Annotated in this window: 13 protein-coding genes; 4 read left to right on the forward strand and 9 right to left on the reverse strand. The window is 71.0% G+C overall.

Annotated elements, in window-relative coordinates; all coding sequences use genetic code 11:
- Positions 1 to 9 precede the first annotated feature (9 nt).
- Positions 10 to 570, forward strand: a complete 561-nt coding sequence (locus tag DMB66_RS44200) for an NUDIX hydrolase (protein ID WP_125810109.1) — start codon at positions 10 to 12, stop codon at positions 568 to 570.
- Positions 571 to 1,047: 477 nt separating this feature from the next.
- Here the strand turns inward: DMB66_RS44200 and DMB66_RS44205 are convergent, their stop codons facing one another.
- Complete coding sequence (locus DMB66_RS44205) at positions 1,048 to 2,163, reverse strand: mannose-1-phosphate guanylyltransferase (protein WP_125810110.1); 1,116 nt, start codon at positions 2,161 to 2,163, stop codon at positions 1,048 to 1,050.
- A gap of 46 nt (positions 2,164 to 2,209) precedes the next feature.
- Positions 2,210 to 3,355 (reverse strand): glycosyltransferase family 1 protein, encoded by a 1,146-nt coding sequence (locus DMB66_RS44210; RefSeq protein ID WP_125810111.1) that lies wholly within the window; start codon positions 3,353 to 3,355, stop codon positions 2,210 to 2,212.
- A 172-nt stretch (positions 3,356 to 3,527) separates the two neighbouring features.
- Between DMB66_RS44210 and DMB66_RS44215 the strand changes: the two genes are divergently transcribed.
- Positions 3,528 to 4,256 (forward strand): TIGR03089 family protein, encoded by a 729-nt coding sequence (locus DMB66_RS44215; protein WP_125810112.1) that lies wholly within the window; start codon positions 3,528 to 3,530, stop codon positions 4,254 to 4,256.
- Here DMB66_RS44215 and DMB66_RS44220 read toward each other — a convergent pair.
- Both DMB66_RS44220 and DMB66_RS44225 read right to left on the reverse strand, forming a co-directional pair.
- Entirely contained in the window at positions 4,227 to 6,170 is a 1,944-nt protein-coding gene (locus DMB66_RS44220) for an acetoacetate--CoA ligase (RefSeq protein ID WP_125810113.1), read from the reverse strand. The genes DMB66_RS44215 and DMB66_RS44220 overlap by 30 nt on opposite strands.
- A 16-nt stretch (positions 6,171 to 6,186) precedes the next feature.
- A complete protein-coding gene (locus DMB66_RS44225) occupies positions 6,187 to 6,702 on the reverse strand; it encodes an acyl-CoA thioesterase (protein ID WP_125810114.1) in 516 nt (171 codons plus the stop codon).
- A 51-nt stretch (positions 6,703 to 6,753) separates the two neighbouring features.
- On the opposite strand from DMB66_RS44225, the gene DMB66_RS44230 reads away from it, so the two are divergent.
- Positions 6,754 to 8,403: a hypothetical protein gene (locus DMB66_RS44230; RefSeq protein WP_125810115.1), complete on the forward strand. Its 1,650-nt coding sequence runs from the start codon at positions 6,754 to 6,756 to the stop codon at positions 8,401 to 8,403.
- Positions 8,404 to 8,494: 91 nt separating this feature from the next.
- Here the strand turns inward: DMB66_RS44230 and DMB66_RS44235 are convergent, their stop codons facing one another.
- Complete coding sequence (locus tag DMB66_RS44235; RefSeq protein ID WP_125810116.1) at positions 8,495 to 9,301, reverse strand: SAM-dependent methyltransferase; 807 nt, start codon at positions 9,299 to 9,301, stop codon at positions 8,495 to 8,497.
- A gap of 58 nt (positions 9,302 to 9,359) precedes the next feature.
- On the reverse strand, positions 9,360 to 10,256 hold the full coding sequence (locus DMB66_RS44240) for a helix-turn-helix domain-containing protein (protein ID WP_370320429.1): 897 nt from the start codon (positions 10,254 to 10,256) through the stop codon (positions 9,360 to 9,362).
- 236 nt (positions 10,257 to 10,492) lie between these two features.
- Here DMB66_RS44240 and DMB66_RS44245 point away from each other — a divergent pair, with 236 nt between their 5' ends.
- A complete protein-coding gene (locus DMB66_RS44245) occupies positions 10,493 to 13,057 on the forward strand; it encodes an Ig-like domain-containing protein (RefSeq protein WP_125810117.1) in 2,565 nt (854 codons plus the stop codon).
- A gap of 62 nt (positions 13,058 to 13,119) precedes the next feature.
- Here the strand turns inward: DMB66_RS44245 and DMB66_RS44250 are convergent, their stop codons facing one another.
- The 3 genes from DMB66_RS44250 to DMB66_RS61785 form a co-directional block, all read right to left on the reverse strand.
- Positions 13,120 to 14,304, reverse strand: a complete 1,185-nt coding sequence (locus DMB66_RS44250; protein WP_125810118.1) for an NAD(P)/FAD-dependent oxidoreductase — start codon at positions 14,302 to 14,304, stop codon at positions 13,120 to 13,122.
- A gap of 81 nt (positions 14,305 to 14,385) precedes the next feature.
- Positions 14,386 to 15,330 (reverse strand): RNA polymerase sigma factor SigJ, encoded by a 945-nt coding sequence (gene sigJ, locus DMB66_RS44255; RefSeq protein ID WP_125810119.1) that lies wholly within the window; start codon positions 15,328 to 15,330, stop codon positions 14,386 to 14,388.
- A 273-nt stretch (positions 15,331 to 15,603) separates the two neighbouring features.
- Positions 15,604 to 15,937: hypothetical protein (locus DMB66_RS61785; RefSeq protein WP_158647566.1), on the reverse strand; the 334-nt coding region annotated here is incomplete at its 5' end.

A 15,937-nucleotide genomic window follows, 5' to 3' on the forward strand; every position in this document is an offset into this window, starting at 1 on the left:
GATGTCGCCTTGACCCTGTTCGATGATGCCGTCGAGACGCTCGGCCGCTGGCAGGCCACCTCGGAGGCGGCCAATCTGGCGCGCAAGCGCACGGCTGAGTTGCTCGCCGCCGGCCCGGTCGCGATGACCCGGGAGCACCGCGCGGGGCACGTGACCGCCAGCGCGCTCATCGTCGACGAGCGGCGCCGGGTGCTGCTCTGCCTGCACGGCCGCCTGGGCATGTGGATGCAGGTCGGCGGCCACTGCGAGGCGACCGACGGCACGCTCGCGGCGGCCGCGTTGCGCGAGGCCACCGAGGAGTCGGGAATCGCCGGCCTGCGGCTGGATCCGAACCCGATCGACGTCGACATCCACCCGGTGCGCTGCTCCCCCGGCGGCGACGAACCTGCCGGGCCGACCCACCACTACGACGTGCGCTTCGTCGCCGTTTGCCCACCCGGCGCGGTCGAGCAGATCAGCGACGAGTCGGCCGATCTGGCCTGGTTCACGGCCGACAGCCTTCCGACGCCTCTGGCCGACGGTGTCGTGCAGCAGTTGGCCCCCGCCTTCGCCCGGCTCCCATCACGCTGAGCGGCCGTTTCCCTGCCGTCTAGCTCATCTTCCTTGGTCGCGGTTGGTGGGTTGGACTTTCTTACGGTGGACGGCCGGGGCCGGGGGTGACCACGGGCAGACTCCCCCGCGCGCGGTGCGGCGGCCCGGGTCGCAGGCGTGATCGGCCGTTGAGCACAGCCGACCATGTGGTGGATGGCGCGAACCGCCACCGCAACCGGCGAGGTGCGTCGCACGACCCACCACCCAGTCGGGCCTGCCCGACAGCATCCCTTCGCGCCACCACGGCGCGGCAGCCAGACCAGATCCGGAAGGTGAGCGCCCGGCCCGCGCTGGCAACCAGGGCGCGCGGGACCCATCACTCAGCCGTAAGAGGCTCCCAGGCAAGGACGGGGCCGGGGGTGACCACGCACTGCATGCGCTCCATCAGCAGTGCGTGGTCACCCCCGGCCCCGGCCGTCCACCGTAAGAAAGTCCAACCCACCACCCGCCACCAAATCAGATGTAGTGCAGGTCGCCCTTGCTCTTGAGGTCATCCACCAGCGACTTCACTTCCTGGGCACGGTCACGGGGGCAGACCAGCACGGCATCCGGGGTATCCACGATGATCAGGTCACGGACGCCCAGGGCAGCCACGAGCCGCCCCGAGTTCGGGACCACCACCAGATTCTCCGTCTCACGTAACAAGACCGACTGCTTGCCCGTCGCGTCCTTGCCGACCACCACATTGCCCGCGCTGTCGGCCGCGAGCACCTCGCCCAGCGTGTGGAAGTCGCCGACGTCGTTCCAGCCGAAGTCACCCGGGACCGTGCCGACCCGGCCTGCCGCGGCCGAGCCTTCCATCACCGCATAGTCCACCGAGATGCGCGGCAGGGTCTGCCAGATCTCGCCGAGGACCTCCTCGCGGGCCGGGGAGTCCCACGCCTGGGCGATCCGGGCGATGCCCGCGTGCAGTTGCGGCTGTTGGCGGGCCAGCTCCGCCAGGAAGACGTCGACCCGCCACACGAACATGCCCGCGTTCCACAGGTAGTTGCCCGACTTGACGTAGCTCTCGGCGACGTCGTACGAGGGCTTCTCCTTGAATTCCTCGACCGCCAGGACCGCGCCCGCGCCGGACGGGCCGCCGCATTGCAGGTAGCCGTAGCCGGTCTCCGGGCGGGTCGGGGTGATGCCCAAGGTCATCAGCAGGCCCCGCCGGGCGCCGGCCATCGCCTGCTCGATCACCTCGATGAAGCGCGGGCTGTCCGAGATCAGGTGGTCCGCGGCGAACGAGCCCATCAGGGCCTCCGGCTCGCGGCGGGCGATCACCGCCGCCGCGAGGGCGATGGCGGCGCAGGAGTCGCGTGGCGACGGCTCGACGATGATGTTCTCGACCGGCACCTCGGCCAGCTGGCGGGACACCTCGACCGCGTGCGCGACGCCGGTCACCACCAGCACCTTCGCCGGGGCGGCCAGCGGGGCCAGCCGCTCCACGGTCGCCTGCAGCAGCGAGGCGTCCGTACCGGTCAGCGGGTGCAGGAACTTCGGGTGACCGGCTCGCGAGAGCGGCCATAGACGAGTGCCGCTGCCACCTGCGGGAATGACGGCGTACAGGGTGCCCTGGTTCTCACTCATGCGCACGGAGTGTAACGATCGCACGTGACCGTTCGGGCCCTTATCCTCACGCCGCCACTCTGTTCCAGGTCGCGACGTGCACCTCCGCGCTGGTCGACCAGTTGAATTCCTTGGCCCGGTCGAAGCCCGCCTTCGCCAGGGTGACCCGGCGCGGCTCGTCGTGCAGCAGGTCGGCGAGGTCCTCGGCGATGCGGTCCGGGTCTTCGGTCGTGTATGCCACCGCGTCGCCGCCCACCTCCGGCAGGGACAGCCGCGGCGTGGTGAGCACCGGCGTGGCGCAGGCCATCGCCTCGAGGATCGGCAGGCCGAAGCCCTCGCCGAACGACGGGTAGCAGGCGACCAGCGCGCCGCCGAGGAAGCCCGGCAGGTCCGCATATCGCAGATAGCCGGGGCGCAGCAGGCGCAGATGCGACGGCACCTCGGCCACCGCCCGGTCGATGTCGTCGTCGTGGCCCTGGCCGCCGGCGATGACCAGCGCCGGCGGGTGCGGCCAGTCGGCCACCGCGCGGGCCCAGCCGCGGATCAGGTTGGGCACGTTCTTGCGGGGCTCCTTGGCGCCGAGGAAGGCGACGTAGCCGGCGTCCGTCAGGCCCAGGCGGGCGCGGACCCTGGCCTTCTCCTCCTCGCTCGGTGCGTGGAACGCCGTGTGGTCGACGCCGTGGTAGGCGACGTCGATGTGCGTCGGGTCGGCGTCCAGCAGCCGGATCAGCTCGTCGCGCGTCGCCTTGCTGGGCACGATGACCCGCGCGGCGCGGCGCAGCGAGGTCTTGATCGCGCTGCGGAAGAAGGTGCGCCGGGTGTTGTCGTAATGCTCCGGTTCGGTGAAGAACGTCGCGTCGTGCACTGTCACCGTCACCGGGCAACCCGCCCGCAGCGGGCAGGTGTAGAACGGCGAATGCAGCACCTTGGCGCCGACCTGCTGGGCGAGCAGCGGCAGGCCGGTCTGCTCCCAGGCGAGCCGGGCCGGGCGGTGCGAGACCGCGGACGGGCCGGCGATGACCTCGGCGCCGGTCAGCATCCGGGAGTAACGCTCCGCATCCGAACGCTGGGCCACGACGGCCAGGTCGAGGCGCTCCGGCCCGACCTCGGCGAGGGCACCAAGGAGGCCGTCGACGTATCTGCCGACACCACCCCGGTCGGCGGGGACGCTCGTGGCGTCGACGAGGACTCGGGGCGGACGACCGGCGGTCACGTGGCAACTCCTCTGGGGCTGTGGGCCAGACCACTGGCAAGGGTACGCCGCTCGATGGGTGCTGTGTCGCCCGCGACACCGCTAGCGGCCGCACCGATGCGTGTCGTTCACAACGCCACGCCGACCGGAGATCAAATGGTTACGCACGGTGAACGGACTATCGTCAGCACCGATGATTGAGACGATTCCGGCCGCCCTCGCGGCGGCCGTGCGCCGAGACCCCACCACTCCCCTGCTGACCTGGTATGACGACGCCACCGGCGACCGAACCGAGCTGTCCGGCGCGACGATGGACAACTGGGTCGCCAAGACCGCCAATCTGCTGGTCGACGGCGTGGGCCTGGGCTCCGGCGATTCGGTGGCCGTCCTGCTGCCGCCGCACTGGCAGACGGCGGCGGTGCTGCTCGGCGGCTGGGCGGCCGGTCTCGCCGCCGACCTGGGCCCGGACCCGCAGCCGGTGGAGGTGCTCTTCACCACTCCGGAGGACGTCGAGCGCGCGGCGGCGTGGGCCACCGGCGACCGGTTCGCGACCGGGCTGCTGCCGCTCGCCGCGCCGCTGCGCCAGGTGCCGCCCGGCTTCATCGACTACACCGTCGAGGTCCGCGGCTTCGGCGACCGGTTCGTCGCCTCGGCGCCCGTCCACTTCAACGACCGCGCGCTGGCCGGCCCGGACGACGAGAGCCACCTCTCGGTCTGCCAGGCGGCCACCGAGCGCGCCGCCGAGCTGGGCATCAAGCCCGGCGACCGGGTGCTGGTGGACGCCCGCTCCCACCCGGACCCGGCGGACTGGCTGCTGGCGCCGCTGATCGCCGGCGCCAGCATCGTGCTGTGCGGCAGCCTCGACCCCGCGAAGGTCGAGAGCCGGGCCCGGTCAGAGCAGGTCACGCTCCTGCTGACGTGATGCCGCCAGCAGCTCGAAGGCGGTCAGGGATTCCGGGTTGACCAGGGCGCCCGTGGCGGCGGCCCGGTCGGCCGGGGTGCCGGTGAGGATGCGCTTCACCGGGACCTCCAGCTTCTTCGCCGACAGCGTGCGGGGCACCGCGCGTACCTGATGGATCTCGTCGGGGACGTGCCGGGGCGAGAGCGCGGCACGCAGCTCGCCGCGGATCCGGCCGCGCAGCTCGTCGCCGAGCTCGGCGCTCTCGGCCAGGACCACGAAGAGCAGCAGCTCGTCCTGCCCGTCGGCGTCGAGGTGCACGACGACCGAGTCGACGACGCCCGGCACGTTCTCCACGACCGTGTAGAACTCGGCGGTGCCCAGGCGCACGCCGCCCCGGTTGAGCGTGGCGTCGGAGCGCCCGGTGATCACGCAGGTGCCGTCCTCGGCGATGGTGATCCAGTCGCCGTGCCGCCACACCCCGGGATAGACGTCGAAGTACGCCTCGAAGTATCGCCGGCCGTCCGGGTCGTTCCAGAAGCCGACCGGCATGCTCGGCATCGGCGCGGTCACCACCAGCTCGCCGAGCTGCCCCAGCACCGGCTTGCCGTCGGAGTCGTACGCCTCCACCCGCGAACCGAGCGCCCGGCACGAGATGACGCCCTCGATCACCGGCAGCAGCGGGGTGCCGCCGACGAAGCCGGTGCACACGTCCGTGCCGCCGGACAGCGACTGCAGCTGCGGCTTGTCGCCGAGCGCGTCGTACACCCAGTGGAATCCCTCGGCCGGCAGCGGCGCACCGGTCGAGCCGACCCCCCGGATCGCGCTCGGCGGCGGTGTGACGCCGGCCTTACGGCAGGCCATCAGGAACGGCGCCGACGTACCGAAGTAGGTGATGCCCTGCTCGGCGGCGAGCCGCCACAGCGCGCCCAGATCGGGGTGGCCGGGATTGCCGTCGAACAGCACGACCGCCGCGCCCACCGCCGGGCCGGAGGCCAGGAAGTTCCACATCATCCAGCCGGTGGTGGTGAACCAGAAGAACCGGTCACCGGGGCCGAGATCGTGGTGCAACGCCAGCATCTTGAGGTGTTCCAGCAGGATGCCGCCGTGGCCGTGGACGATCGGCTTCGGCAGGCCCGTGGTGCCGGAGGAGTAGAGCACGTAGAGCGGGTGGTCGAACGGGACCGCGGCGAAGGTCAGCGGGTCGTCGCCGTCCAGCTCGGCCCAGTCACCGCCGCCGTACAGATAGCCGATGCCGATGAACCGCTCGACGCCGGGCAGCGCGGCGCGGATCTCGGCGACCTCGGCGCGGCGGTCCACCGGCTTGTCGCCGTAGCGGTAGCCGTCGACCGCGACCAGCACCTTCGGCTCGATCTGGGTCCAGCGGTCGATCACGCTGCGCGAGCCGAACTCCGGCGCGCACGAGGAGAAGATCGCGCCGAGGCTCGCCGTCGCGAGCATCAGGACGTACGTCTCCGGGATGTTCGGCGCGTAGGCCGCGACCCGGTCACCCGGGCCGACGCCGAGCCGGCGCAGCCCGGCGGCGACCCGGCGGACCTGGTCACGCAGCTGCCGGGCGGTGAGCGTGACCGGCTCCCGGGTCTGGGAGTACGCGAGCACGACCGGCTCGTCGTCGGCGAGCCCCGGCATCCGCAGCACGTGCTCGGCATAGTTCAGGGTGGCGCCGGGAAACCAGCGCGCTCCCGGCATCGTGGCCTCGGGCAGCGTCGCGGTCGGCTCGGTGTGCGCGATGACGTCGAAGTAGTCCCAGACCGCCCGCCAGAAACCGGGCAGGTCGGTCACCGACCACTGCCACAGCTCGGCGTAGTCGGCCGCGTCAACGCCGCGCTCGGCGCGCAGCCAGGTCAGGAACCGACCCATCCGGGACGTCTCCAGGACGTCCGCCGGCGGGGTCCACAGCACTGTGCCCGTCGTCATGCGCCCACCTTAATCATCATTCAACCGGGGCGGACCTCGCGTCCTGGATCGCCTTGCGGCGGGCCAGCCGGTGCTCGCGGCGGATGATCGCCTCCCGGAAGCGCCGCTCGTCCTCCGGCGATTCCGGCAGCACCGGCGGCACCGCCCGGGGATGGCCCGAGACATCGACGGCGACGAAGACCAGGTACGCGGTGGCCACGGTGAGCGGGTCGCCGCCGGCGGTGTCCCAGCGCTCACCGGTCAGCTTCACGCCGACCTCCATCGAGGTGCTGCCGGTCCAGTTCACCTGCGCGTACGCGTGCACGAGGTCCCCGACGCGCACCGGCTCCACGAACACGATCTCGTCGATGGCGGCGGTGACGGCCGTGCCGCCGCTGTGCCGGGCGGCGGCCGCACCGGCCACGTCGTCGACGAACTTCATCAGCACGCCGCCGTGCACCGTGCCGTACAGGTTGACGTCGGTCGCGTTCATGATCCGGCTCAGGGTGACCCGCGAGTGCGAGGTCGGCCGTCCCACGGGATGGTCACTCATGGCCGATACGTTACTTCCGCCGCGTTGCCGCAGGCGGGTACGGTCCGGAGCGTGCGCCATCTACGGTCGATCCTCTATGCCCTCGTGCTGGCCCCCGCGGTCTGGACCCTCTGCGGGGTCGGCTTCGACCAGGACCTGACCGGACGGGCCCGCGACGACGGGGGCATCGAGTCGCTCACCGGCGTCCTGCTGCTCGTGCTGGCCGGTGCCGCGTACGCGATCCTGCTCTTCTCCCCGATCTCCCCGCTCGGGCCGCTGCTGGCCGGGCTCGCCTTCACCGGCGTCGGCGCCTGGGCCCGGCTCGCCCCGGAGTCATACGCCGGGGTGTGGCCGGCGAACGTCGCCAAGGGCGGCTTCGACCTGAGCACGCCCGGCTACGGCCTGGCGGTGCTGCTGGCGGTGCCGCTGCTGGGCACGGCGCTGAGCGCGCGGCGCTGGCGCGCCTTCGAGCCGCCGGAGATCCTGCTGATCGGCACGATCGGGCGGGCGCGCGGGGCGGCGCGGGTGGCGGGCACGCCGATGGCGTCGGAACGAACGACGGTCATCCCGCAGCAGCGGCGGGCCGCGGAGTTCGTCCCCGGCTTCGGAGCGCCGTCGGCGGACACGACGCAGATCGTGGGGCCCGGGCGCCAGGCCGATGACCCGACGATCGCAGTGCCGCTGGGACGGCCGCGGGCGGCGTTCAACGAGCCGCGGGCGGCATTCGACGAGCCGCGGGCGGCATTCGACGAGGACGGCGAGGAGAGGACGACGGTGATGCAGCTTGGCCGTCCTCCGGCGGCGAGTCCTGCGCCTACCAGTCCCGCGCCCACCAGTCCCGCGCCCACCAGTCCGGCGCCCACCAGTCCGGCGCCCTTCGCCGGGCGCGATGAGCCGACGCAGCTCGTTACGCCGGCCGGCCGGGCAGCCGATTCGGACGATCGCCGGACCGAGGACTTCGCGGCGATGATCCGGCCCTTCCCGGGGGCGGACTCCGCGGACGGCGAGGCCACGCGGAACGTAGCCTCGGACGACACGGTCCGGTCGATGACCGCCGCCGCAGCCACGCCGCCAGCCGCCGAGGAAGACACGACGCGGGACGTGGTCGCGGGCGATGCGAGCCGGGGCGGGGCCGCCGGGGTTGTGACCGGGGACGAGACCACCCGGTTGGTTCTTCCCGCCGGGGCTGGGCCGCAGGCCGCTGATGCCGGTGCCGGCGCAAATGCCGCGACCTCGGCTGACGCCGGGCTGTCGGTGGGCGAGGACCCGGAGGACCGGACTCAGGTGCTCACGCTGCCCAAGGCGGACGGCCGGGCCGCCGGCGGGCCGGACCGTGGCGAGCAGACGCAGGTGATCCGGGGCGGCACTGTCGAGCCGCCCGGCGACCGCACCCAGTTGCTGACTTTCCCCACTCCGGGTGAGGCCACCACGGTCCCGGTCGCGCACCGTGAGGCCGAGACGAGTCAGGAGATCCCGGAGAGCACCAAGGCGATGTCGATCGTCGCCGCCGAGCGCCCAGACCCGGGCGAAGACCCGACGACCCGGCTGACGACGCCCGCCGAGCAGCCGGGCGAGGAGACGCCCCGCTCGAATCCGGAACGTGCGGCGGCGACGGTGACCAGCATCGAACGCCCGGCCGACGAGGCCGCCGACGACACCCGCCCGTTGACCCTGCCGGCCCCGCGACCACCGGCCGAGGACGAGACAACCCGTCTCATTTAGAGCAAAGCACTCGGAAGGCGCGTCTTCGGCGCAGAGCCGGGCGGTCGGCGATCCGTGGAGCCCTCGGGGGCCGGCGGGATCTCCGGCTCGGTCAGGCGGGCTTGCGGGCGACGCCGACGAGGTTGTGCAGCGGGGCGGTGTCGCCGGGCTCGAGCCGCCACCGGGTGACGTCGACCAGTCCGGGCTCGACCAGCTCGAGATCGTCGAAGTAGCTGGCGATCTCTTCGGGGCTGCGCATCGCGTACGGCGGGTTGGCCGTCGCGTTCCAGATCTTCATGACCTCGTTCAGCTCCGGGTTGGTGTTGGTGCCGTCCACCACCACCAGGTAGCTGCCGGGAGCCAGCTCGGCCATGATCCGCCGGACGATGGCTCGGGCCTCCTCGGCGGTCGGCAGGTGGGCGAGGATCCCGGAGAGCATGAGCACGACCGGCTTGGTGAAGTCGAGGGTGCGCCCCGCCTCTCGCAGGATCGTCTCCGTGTCGCGCAGGTCCGCGTCGATGTAGTCGGTGGCGCCGTCGGGACCGCTGGTCAGCAGGGCGCGGGCGTGCACCAGCACGAGTGGGTCGTAGTCCACGTAGACGATCCGGGACTCCGGGGCGACCTCCTGGGCCACCTCGTGAGTGTTGTTGGTGGTGGGCAGCCCCGTACCGATGTCGAGGAACTGCTGGACGCCGGCCTCGCCGGCCAGGAAGCGCACGGCCCGGTTGAGAACGGCGCGGTCGCCGCGGGCGATGTCGACGATGATCGGATACTGCTTCGCGATCTGGTCGCCGAGGTCGCGGTCGACGGCGTAGTTGTCCTTGCCGCCGAGCCAGTAGTTCCAGACCCGGGCCGTCTGCGGAACGGTGCTGTCGATCTTCGGCGCCTGTCCGTCGTTGGACAGGTTTGTCTCGGTCATGAGCAATGCCCTTCCGGCTGCCGCCGTCCACTGTGGAGGACGGCCAGAATACATCTGATCAACGGGGTGCCTCATCGAGGTCATCGACGATCCGCTCCAGGATCCGCACGGTGTCCCGCAGCGGCGTCGCCTCGACGAAGAGGCGGTTCACCGCGTCGAAGTAGAAGTCGATGTCCTCGCGGCTGTCCAGGTAGAGGGCGCTGGTGAGCTGCTCCAGATAGACCAGATCCGGCAGGTCCTGCTGCGGGAAACGCAGGATGGTGAAGGAGCCGCCGACCGCGGCATGCCCGCCGGCGGCGAGCGGCAGCACCTGCAGCCGCACGTTCGGCATCTTCGTGACGATGGCGATCAGCGACTCGAGCTGGTCACGCATCACCCGCGGGCCGCCGACCGGGCGCCGCAGCGCCGCCTCGTCGACGACCGCCCACAGTTTCGGCGGATCCGGGCGGGAGAGCACCTGCTGCCGCTGCAGTCGCAGCCGTACGCGGCGCGCGATCTCGTCCTGCTGCGCGACACCGGGACCGAGCGGCACGACCGCCCGGGCGTATTCCTCGGTTTGCAGCAGTCCCGGGATGAACTGCACCTCGTAGGTGCGGATCAGCGTCGCCGTCGCTTCCAGGCCGAGATACCGCTGGAACCAGTTCGGCGTGACGTCGCTGTAGGAATGCCACCAACCCGGCGCGTTCGCCTCCCGAACGCGCGCCAGCAAACTCGCGCGCTCCTGATCGTCGTGCACGCCGTAGAGCGACAGCAGATCAAGGACGTCGCGCTCCTTGAATCCGACCCGGCCCAGCTCCATCCGGCTGATCTTCGACTCCGAGGCGCGGATCGGGTCGCCGGCTTCGGCTCTGGTCAGGCCGCGCTCCTCGCGCAGCCGCCGGAGATACGCACCCACGAGTATCCGCACGGCGGTAGGGCCGTCACCGGCCCCATCCCGCTGGGGTGATCTACTCACCGCGCACCTCCGGCTGCTTCCCGACGACAAGCATGCCACCGGACCACTGCCGGGGCTACTTTCGCCCGGCAACGACCAAGCCACCACTGTCGATCAATGAGCGGTCGACGAGGTAGTCTCAAGATCAACAAATCGGCACCGTCGCAAGACGAGCTCGCCGGAGATCAAGCAACCACACTACCTGCGTCGGACGGCGCCGTGACCCGGCGAAACGTGCCGCGCGGAGCGGAGCTGAAATGGTTCATGGGTGGTCGCGCCACTGGCGCCGGCTGGTGGGGGGAGCCGCGGTCGCGGCCGTCGTCGTCGCCGGGGAAGCGGCGCTGTCCGCGGGCGCCGCCCGGTCCGCGGCACATCCCTCCGCAATGGATCATGCCGCCACGGCGGGGCATGCCCTGGCGGCGGAGTCCGGCCAGTTGGTCGTCGGATCCAGCCCGAAGACGCTGAACCAGCCCGCGGAGCCCTTCCTCGGCAAGATCGCCCCGGCCGCGACCGCCGATGTCACCGGGATGTATTCGTCCCAGGCGGGGTGGCCGTTGGTGGGCATCCACATGGCACTGTTGCCCAACGGGCACGTGGTGAGCTACGGGTCGCCGGTGGGCGTCGCGAAGCAGGGCGGACTCTCCTACGACGACTGGGACCCGGCGCTGGGCGTCGGCTCCGACGCGCACCGGCAGGCGGCGTCCATGCACCAGTACGACAGCTTCTGCAACGCCCTGGAACAACTGCCCGACGGCCGGCTGCTGATGGTGGGCGGCAACTCCGCTTCCGCGACCATGCTCTACGACCCGGCGACCGGTCGTCAGGCGATGGGCGCCCAACTGGCCCGGCAGCGGTGGTACGCCTCGGTGCTGCGGCTGCCCGACGATCGGGTGCTGGTCCTCGGCGGCGGCAACTACTACAACTTCAACGCGTACCTCAAACCGGACGACAACTCGACCGTGGCCACCACGCCGGAGATCGGCACCGGCACCGGCGCCTGGACCCAGCTCACCGGCGCGACCAGCACGGTCGCCTTCGGCGCGCGGGACAACCGCTGGTGGTATCCGCGGGCCTACGTGGCGCCGGACGGCCAGGTCTTCGGCGTCTCGTATGACCAGATGTGGAAGCTCGACCCGGCCGGCCCCGGCAAGGTCACCGCGCTGGGCGGTCTGCCCACGCCGATCGGCGTGTCCGGCTCCTCGGTGATGTACGCGGCCGGCAAGCTGCTCTTCGCCGGCGGCGGCCAGTACTTCAACGGGACCGATCAGGTCGCCACCAGCCGGGCCGCGGTCGTCGACATCAACGGCGCGAGGCCGGCGGTCGCCGAGACCACCCCGATGCGGTACGCCCGCAACTGGCTCAACCTGACGGTGCTGCCCAACGGCGAGGTGTTCGCCAACGGCGGCACCCGGGTCGGCACGCAGGCGGGCGCGGCCAACTCCATATACACCTCGGAGATCTGGAACCCGGGCACGGGCAAGTGGCGGAACGGCGCCACGGCGAAGCGGATCCGCACCTACCACTCCACCTCGCTGCTGCTGCCCAGCGGCTCGGTGCTGACCGCGGCCGGTGGCCTGCCGGGGCCGGAGGACAACTTCAACGCCGAGATCTACTACCCGCCGTACCTGTTCACCAAGGGCGCGGACGGGCGGGTGCGCTGGGCCGACCGGCCGCAGATCACCAGCATCGGCGGCTCGCTGACCTACGGCGGGACGGTCGCGCTCGGGCTCTCCGACAACCGGCGGCTGGCCTCGATGTCGCTGATCCGGGCCGCCAGCGTGACGCACTCCTACAGCACCGACCAGCGCCGCGTGTCACTGTCGTTCGGCCAGAGCGGCAAGACCGTGAACGCCAAGCTGCCGGCCAACGCCAACCTGCTGCCGCCCGGCTCGTACCTGCTGTCCGGTGTGGACACCAACGGCGTACCCACGCCGGCTCAACTGGTCACGATCAAGCGCTCCGGCGCGGGCACCGTCACCCTGTACGACAAGGACCGCACCGCGGCGGACAAGACCGGCCCGACCACCCGGGTACGGTTCCCGTTCAGCGACGGCTACCTCAAGGCCGGCGCCGAGATCCGCGTCGACGCGAGCGACCCCAGCGGCGTCACCGAGGCCGAGTTGCTGATCAACGGCAAGCTCGCCGACACCGAGCAGGCCGGCCCGGGCGGCGCCGCGCTGCGCTGGAGCCCGACCGCGCCGAACGGAGCGGCCACGATGACCGTCCGAGTCCACGACTCCCTGGGCAACACCACCGAGACGACCCGGCGCGTGGTGGTCGACAACGACCGGCCCACCATCACCGTCACCCCCGGCACCTACGTACGCGGCACCACCGTCACCGCCGGCGTCACCACGGTCCGCGACGCCAGCGGCCTGGCGAACCTGCGCGTCCAGATCGCCGGCGGCCCGTCCGCCACGGCCACCGCCGCGCCCTGGACGGTGCGGCTGACCAGCCGGACCTGGAGCAGCAAGCGACACACGATCACGTTCCAGGCCCGCGACAAGGCGGGCAACACGACGGTGCTGCAGCGCCCGCTCTACATCGACAACCAAAAGCCATCGGTAGGTTTCAAGAGCGCGCCGAAGAACAACGCCAAGCTCCGCAAGACGGTGACCATCTCCGCCACCGCCACGGACAGTCTCGGCGTCAATCGGGTGCAGCTTCTCGTCAACGGCAAGGTGGCCGCCACCGACAAGAAGGCCGGCTACAGCTTCAAGCTCAACCCGAAGAAGTACGGGAAGAAGTTCACCGTGCAGCTGCGGGCCTACGATCACGCCGGAAACGTCGTGACCAGCGGCAAGCGCACCTACCGACGCTGACGGCGGCGGAGAACCGACGCAGGCTGGTCGCCATGCCCCGAGCCCCATCGCATCGACCACCGTCACGGGGTGGTCGCGAAGGAGTCTTCGGTGCGGATGGTGTGCCGGCGACGGCTCGGGAGCATCGATGTCGGGTGGGAGATGCTCCAGGCTGCGGACCTGCAGATCATCTCCTTGATGCGTGCGGCCATCTTGCCGGTGGTCGCCGACGGTTTGGTCTGGTCGTCCGGGGTCACCCACTGCACGATGGCGTCGCGGCGGCCGAGGCTGACGCACTGACCGAGGTAGCCGATCTTGTTCTGGGGGAGCTGGCGTCCGGTCAGGCGTGCGGCGATGGCGTCGGCCGCCAGGTAGGCCGTGGGGACTCCCGAGGCGCAGGACATCCGCAGTGGTGTGCCGTTCGCGCCCGACGCGAGCGCGGCATCACCCACGGCGTAGACGTCCGCGTGCGAGACCGACCGCATCGTGTCGTCGACGACGATCTGCCCTGTCGCGGAAACCCGCAGGGTCGTGGCCGCAGCGATGGGATGGACGGCGAAGCCGGCCGTCCAGACGGTCACCTGGGCCGGGATCGCGCGGCCGTCGGCGGTGACCGCGCCCGCCGGCTCGACACCCGCGATGTCGGTGTGCTCGTGCACGGTGATGCCGAGCCGGTCGAATGCCGTGCGCAGGTGGCCCCGGGCCTTCTCGCTCAGCCAGTCGCCGAGGCCGCCGCGGGCGGCGAGAGAGACCGCCAGGTCCGGTCGGGCCTCGGCGATCTCGGTGACGGCTTCGATGCCGGTGAGGCCACCACCGACGACGAGCACGACCGCGCCCGGGGCGAGATCGGCCAGACGCGCACGCAGCCGCAGCGCGGACTGCTTGCCGGCGATGTTGTGGGCGTGCTCGGCGACGCAGGGAACTCCGCAGTCGGCGACGGCGCTGCCCAGGGCGTAGACGAGCGTGTCGTAGGCGATCTCGGCGGCGCCGTCGTCGTCGACGATGCCGACGGTCTTGCGGTCGGCGTCAACGGCAGTGACCCGCGCCAGCCGCACCCGCACGCCGGAGCCCGCGAAGACGTCGGTCAGCGGGCGCGGCTTCAGGTCCTGACCGGTCGCGAGCTGGTGCATGCGGACGCGCTCCACGAACTCGGGATCGGCGTTGACGATGGTGATCTCGGTGTCGGCCGGGTGCAGCCGCTTGGCCAGGCGCGCTGCGGCGTTGGCTCCGGCGTATCCGGCCCCGAGAACGACGATCTGGTGCTTCATGGTTTTGCTCCTGTCTGGTTGGTGTCGCTTCCTGAACCGGACAGCGGCACGAAACCTGACAGCAGCGAGCAGTGATCCAGGTCACCAGTTGTCGATGAGCGGTTCCCCGTGTTCGGAGGCGGCCCACTGGCGGGTCGCGCGTTCGAGCTTGGCGGGGTTCGCCTGGGTGTGGATGGCCGCGATGCCGTCATCGGTCACGTCCAGCGAGACGACGGTGGCGACCCGCTCTCCGACCATCAGCACCAGCGCGGGTACGCCGTTGGCGACCGCGGCGAACAGGACGGGTCGACCGCCGATCATCTGCCACTTGGCCGCGCTGGGTTCGAACAGCCCGCGCAGGAACCTCGCCACCCGCAGCGCACCGGTGATCGGCAACGGCAGCGAGAAGAGCACGCCGCCACCGTCTCCCACGTGGATCGCGTCGTCGGTCAGCATCCGTACGAGTGCCTCGGTTTTGCCGCTGAACGCCGCGGCGAGGAACTCCTCGACGATCATGCGTGCCGCGGCCGCGTCGACCTCCACCCGGCGCCGGCCGGCGGCCAGGTGCTGCTTGGCACGCCGGTAGATCTGCTGGCAGTTCGGCTCGGTGAGGTCGAGCACCTCGGCGATCTCGCCGTGCGAGTAACCGAACGCCTCGCGCAGCACGTACACGACGCGTTCCCTGGCCGAGAGCCGCTCCATCAGCGTGAGCATCGCGATCGAGACCGATTCACGCTGCTCTGCGGTCTCGGCCGGACCGAGCATCCGGTCCCCGGCGAAGACCGGCTCGGGTAGCCACTGGCCCACATAGGTCTCCCGCTTGGCCCGCGCCGAGGTGAGCCGGTTGAGGCAGATGTTGGTGAGCACCTTGGTCAGCCACGCCTCGGGCGTCTCGATGAGCTCCCGGTCGGCGGACTGCCAGCGCAGGAACGTGTCTTGCACCACGTCCTCGGCATCGCTCGCGGACCCGAGCAGGCGGTATGCGATCGCCTCCAACCGCGCCCTGGCCCCCTCGAACATCTCGACCTCGTGCGCACCGACCAGCATGATTCGATGGTAATCCCAGAGATTCACGGTGATCATCCTGAGCCCGAGCTCCATCAGCTGAGGACAGGCCTACGATCACGCCGGAAACGTCGTGGCCAGCGGCAAGCGCACCTACCATCGCCCTTACTTACACTTTCTCCAAGAAGTGTAAGTAAGATAGGAGCGTGGTTACACACGAGCCTGCCGCACAGGACGCCGTCCCCGTCCCGGCCGCGACCTACGAGACTCAGTCGTGGACACCGACCGACCAGGGCTACTGAGAGCTCGTCCAGCTCACAGATCGAAAACCTCACGACCAGCGCCCGGCAGCTGGCGCTCGCCGAGCTCGGCCAGAGCGACAAGTCGAACGCCCATACCGTCATCGGCAACGTCCGCGCCATGGAAGCCGCCCTGCGGCTCTCCGACAATATCGAAGTAGCGGCGATCCTGACCATGCACGGCGAGCTGATGCGGCGTCAGCCCGGCTTCACGCAGCACGCTGGCCGGTTCCGGCAAGAGGCGGTCTGGATCGGGCGGGACAATGCCGGGCCGATCGGTGCCGATTTTGTCGCGCCACAGCATGAACGGGTGCCGGACGCCGTTCAAGACATCGTCGAGTTCGCGAAGC

Source organism: Actinoplanes sp. ATCC 53533, assembly GCF_003947245.1.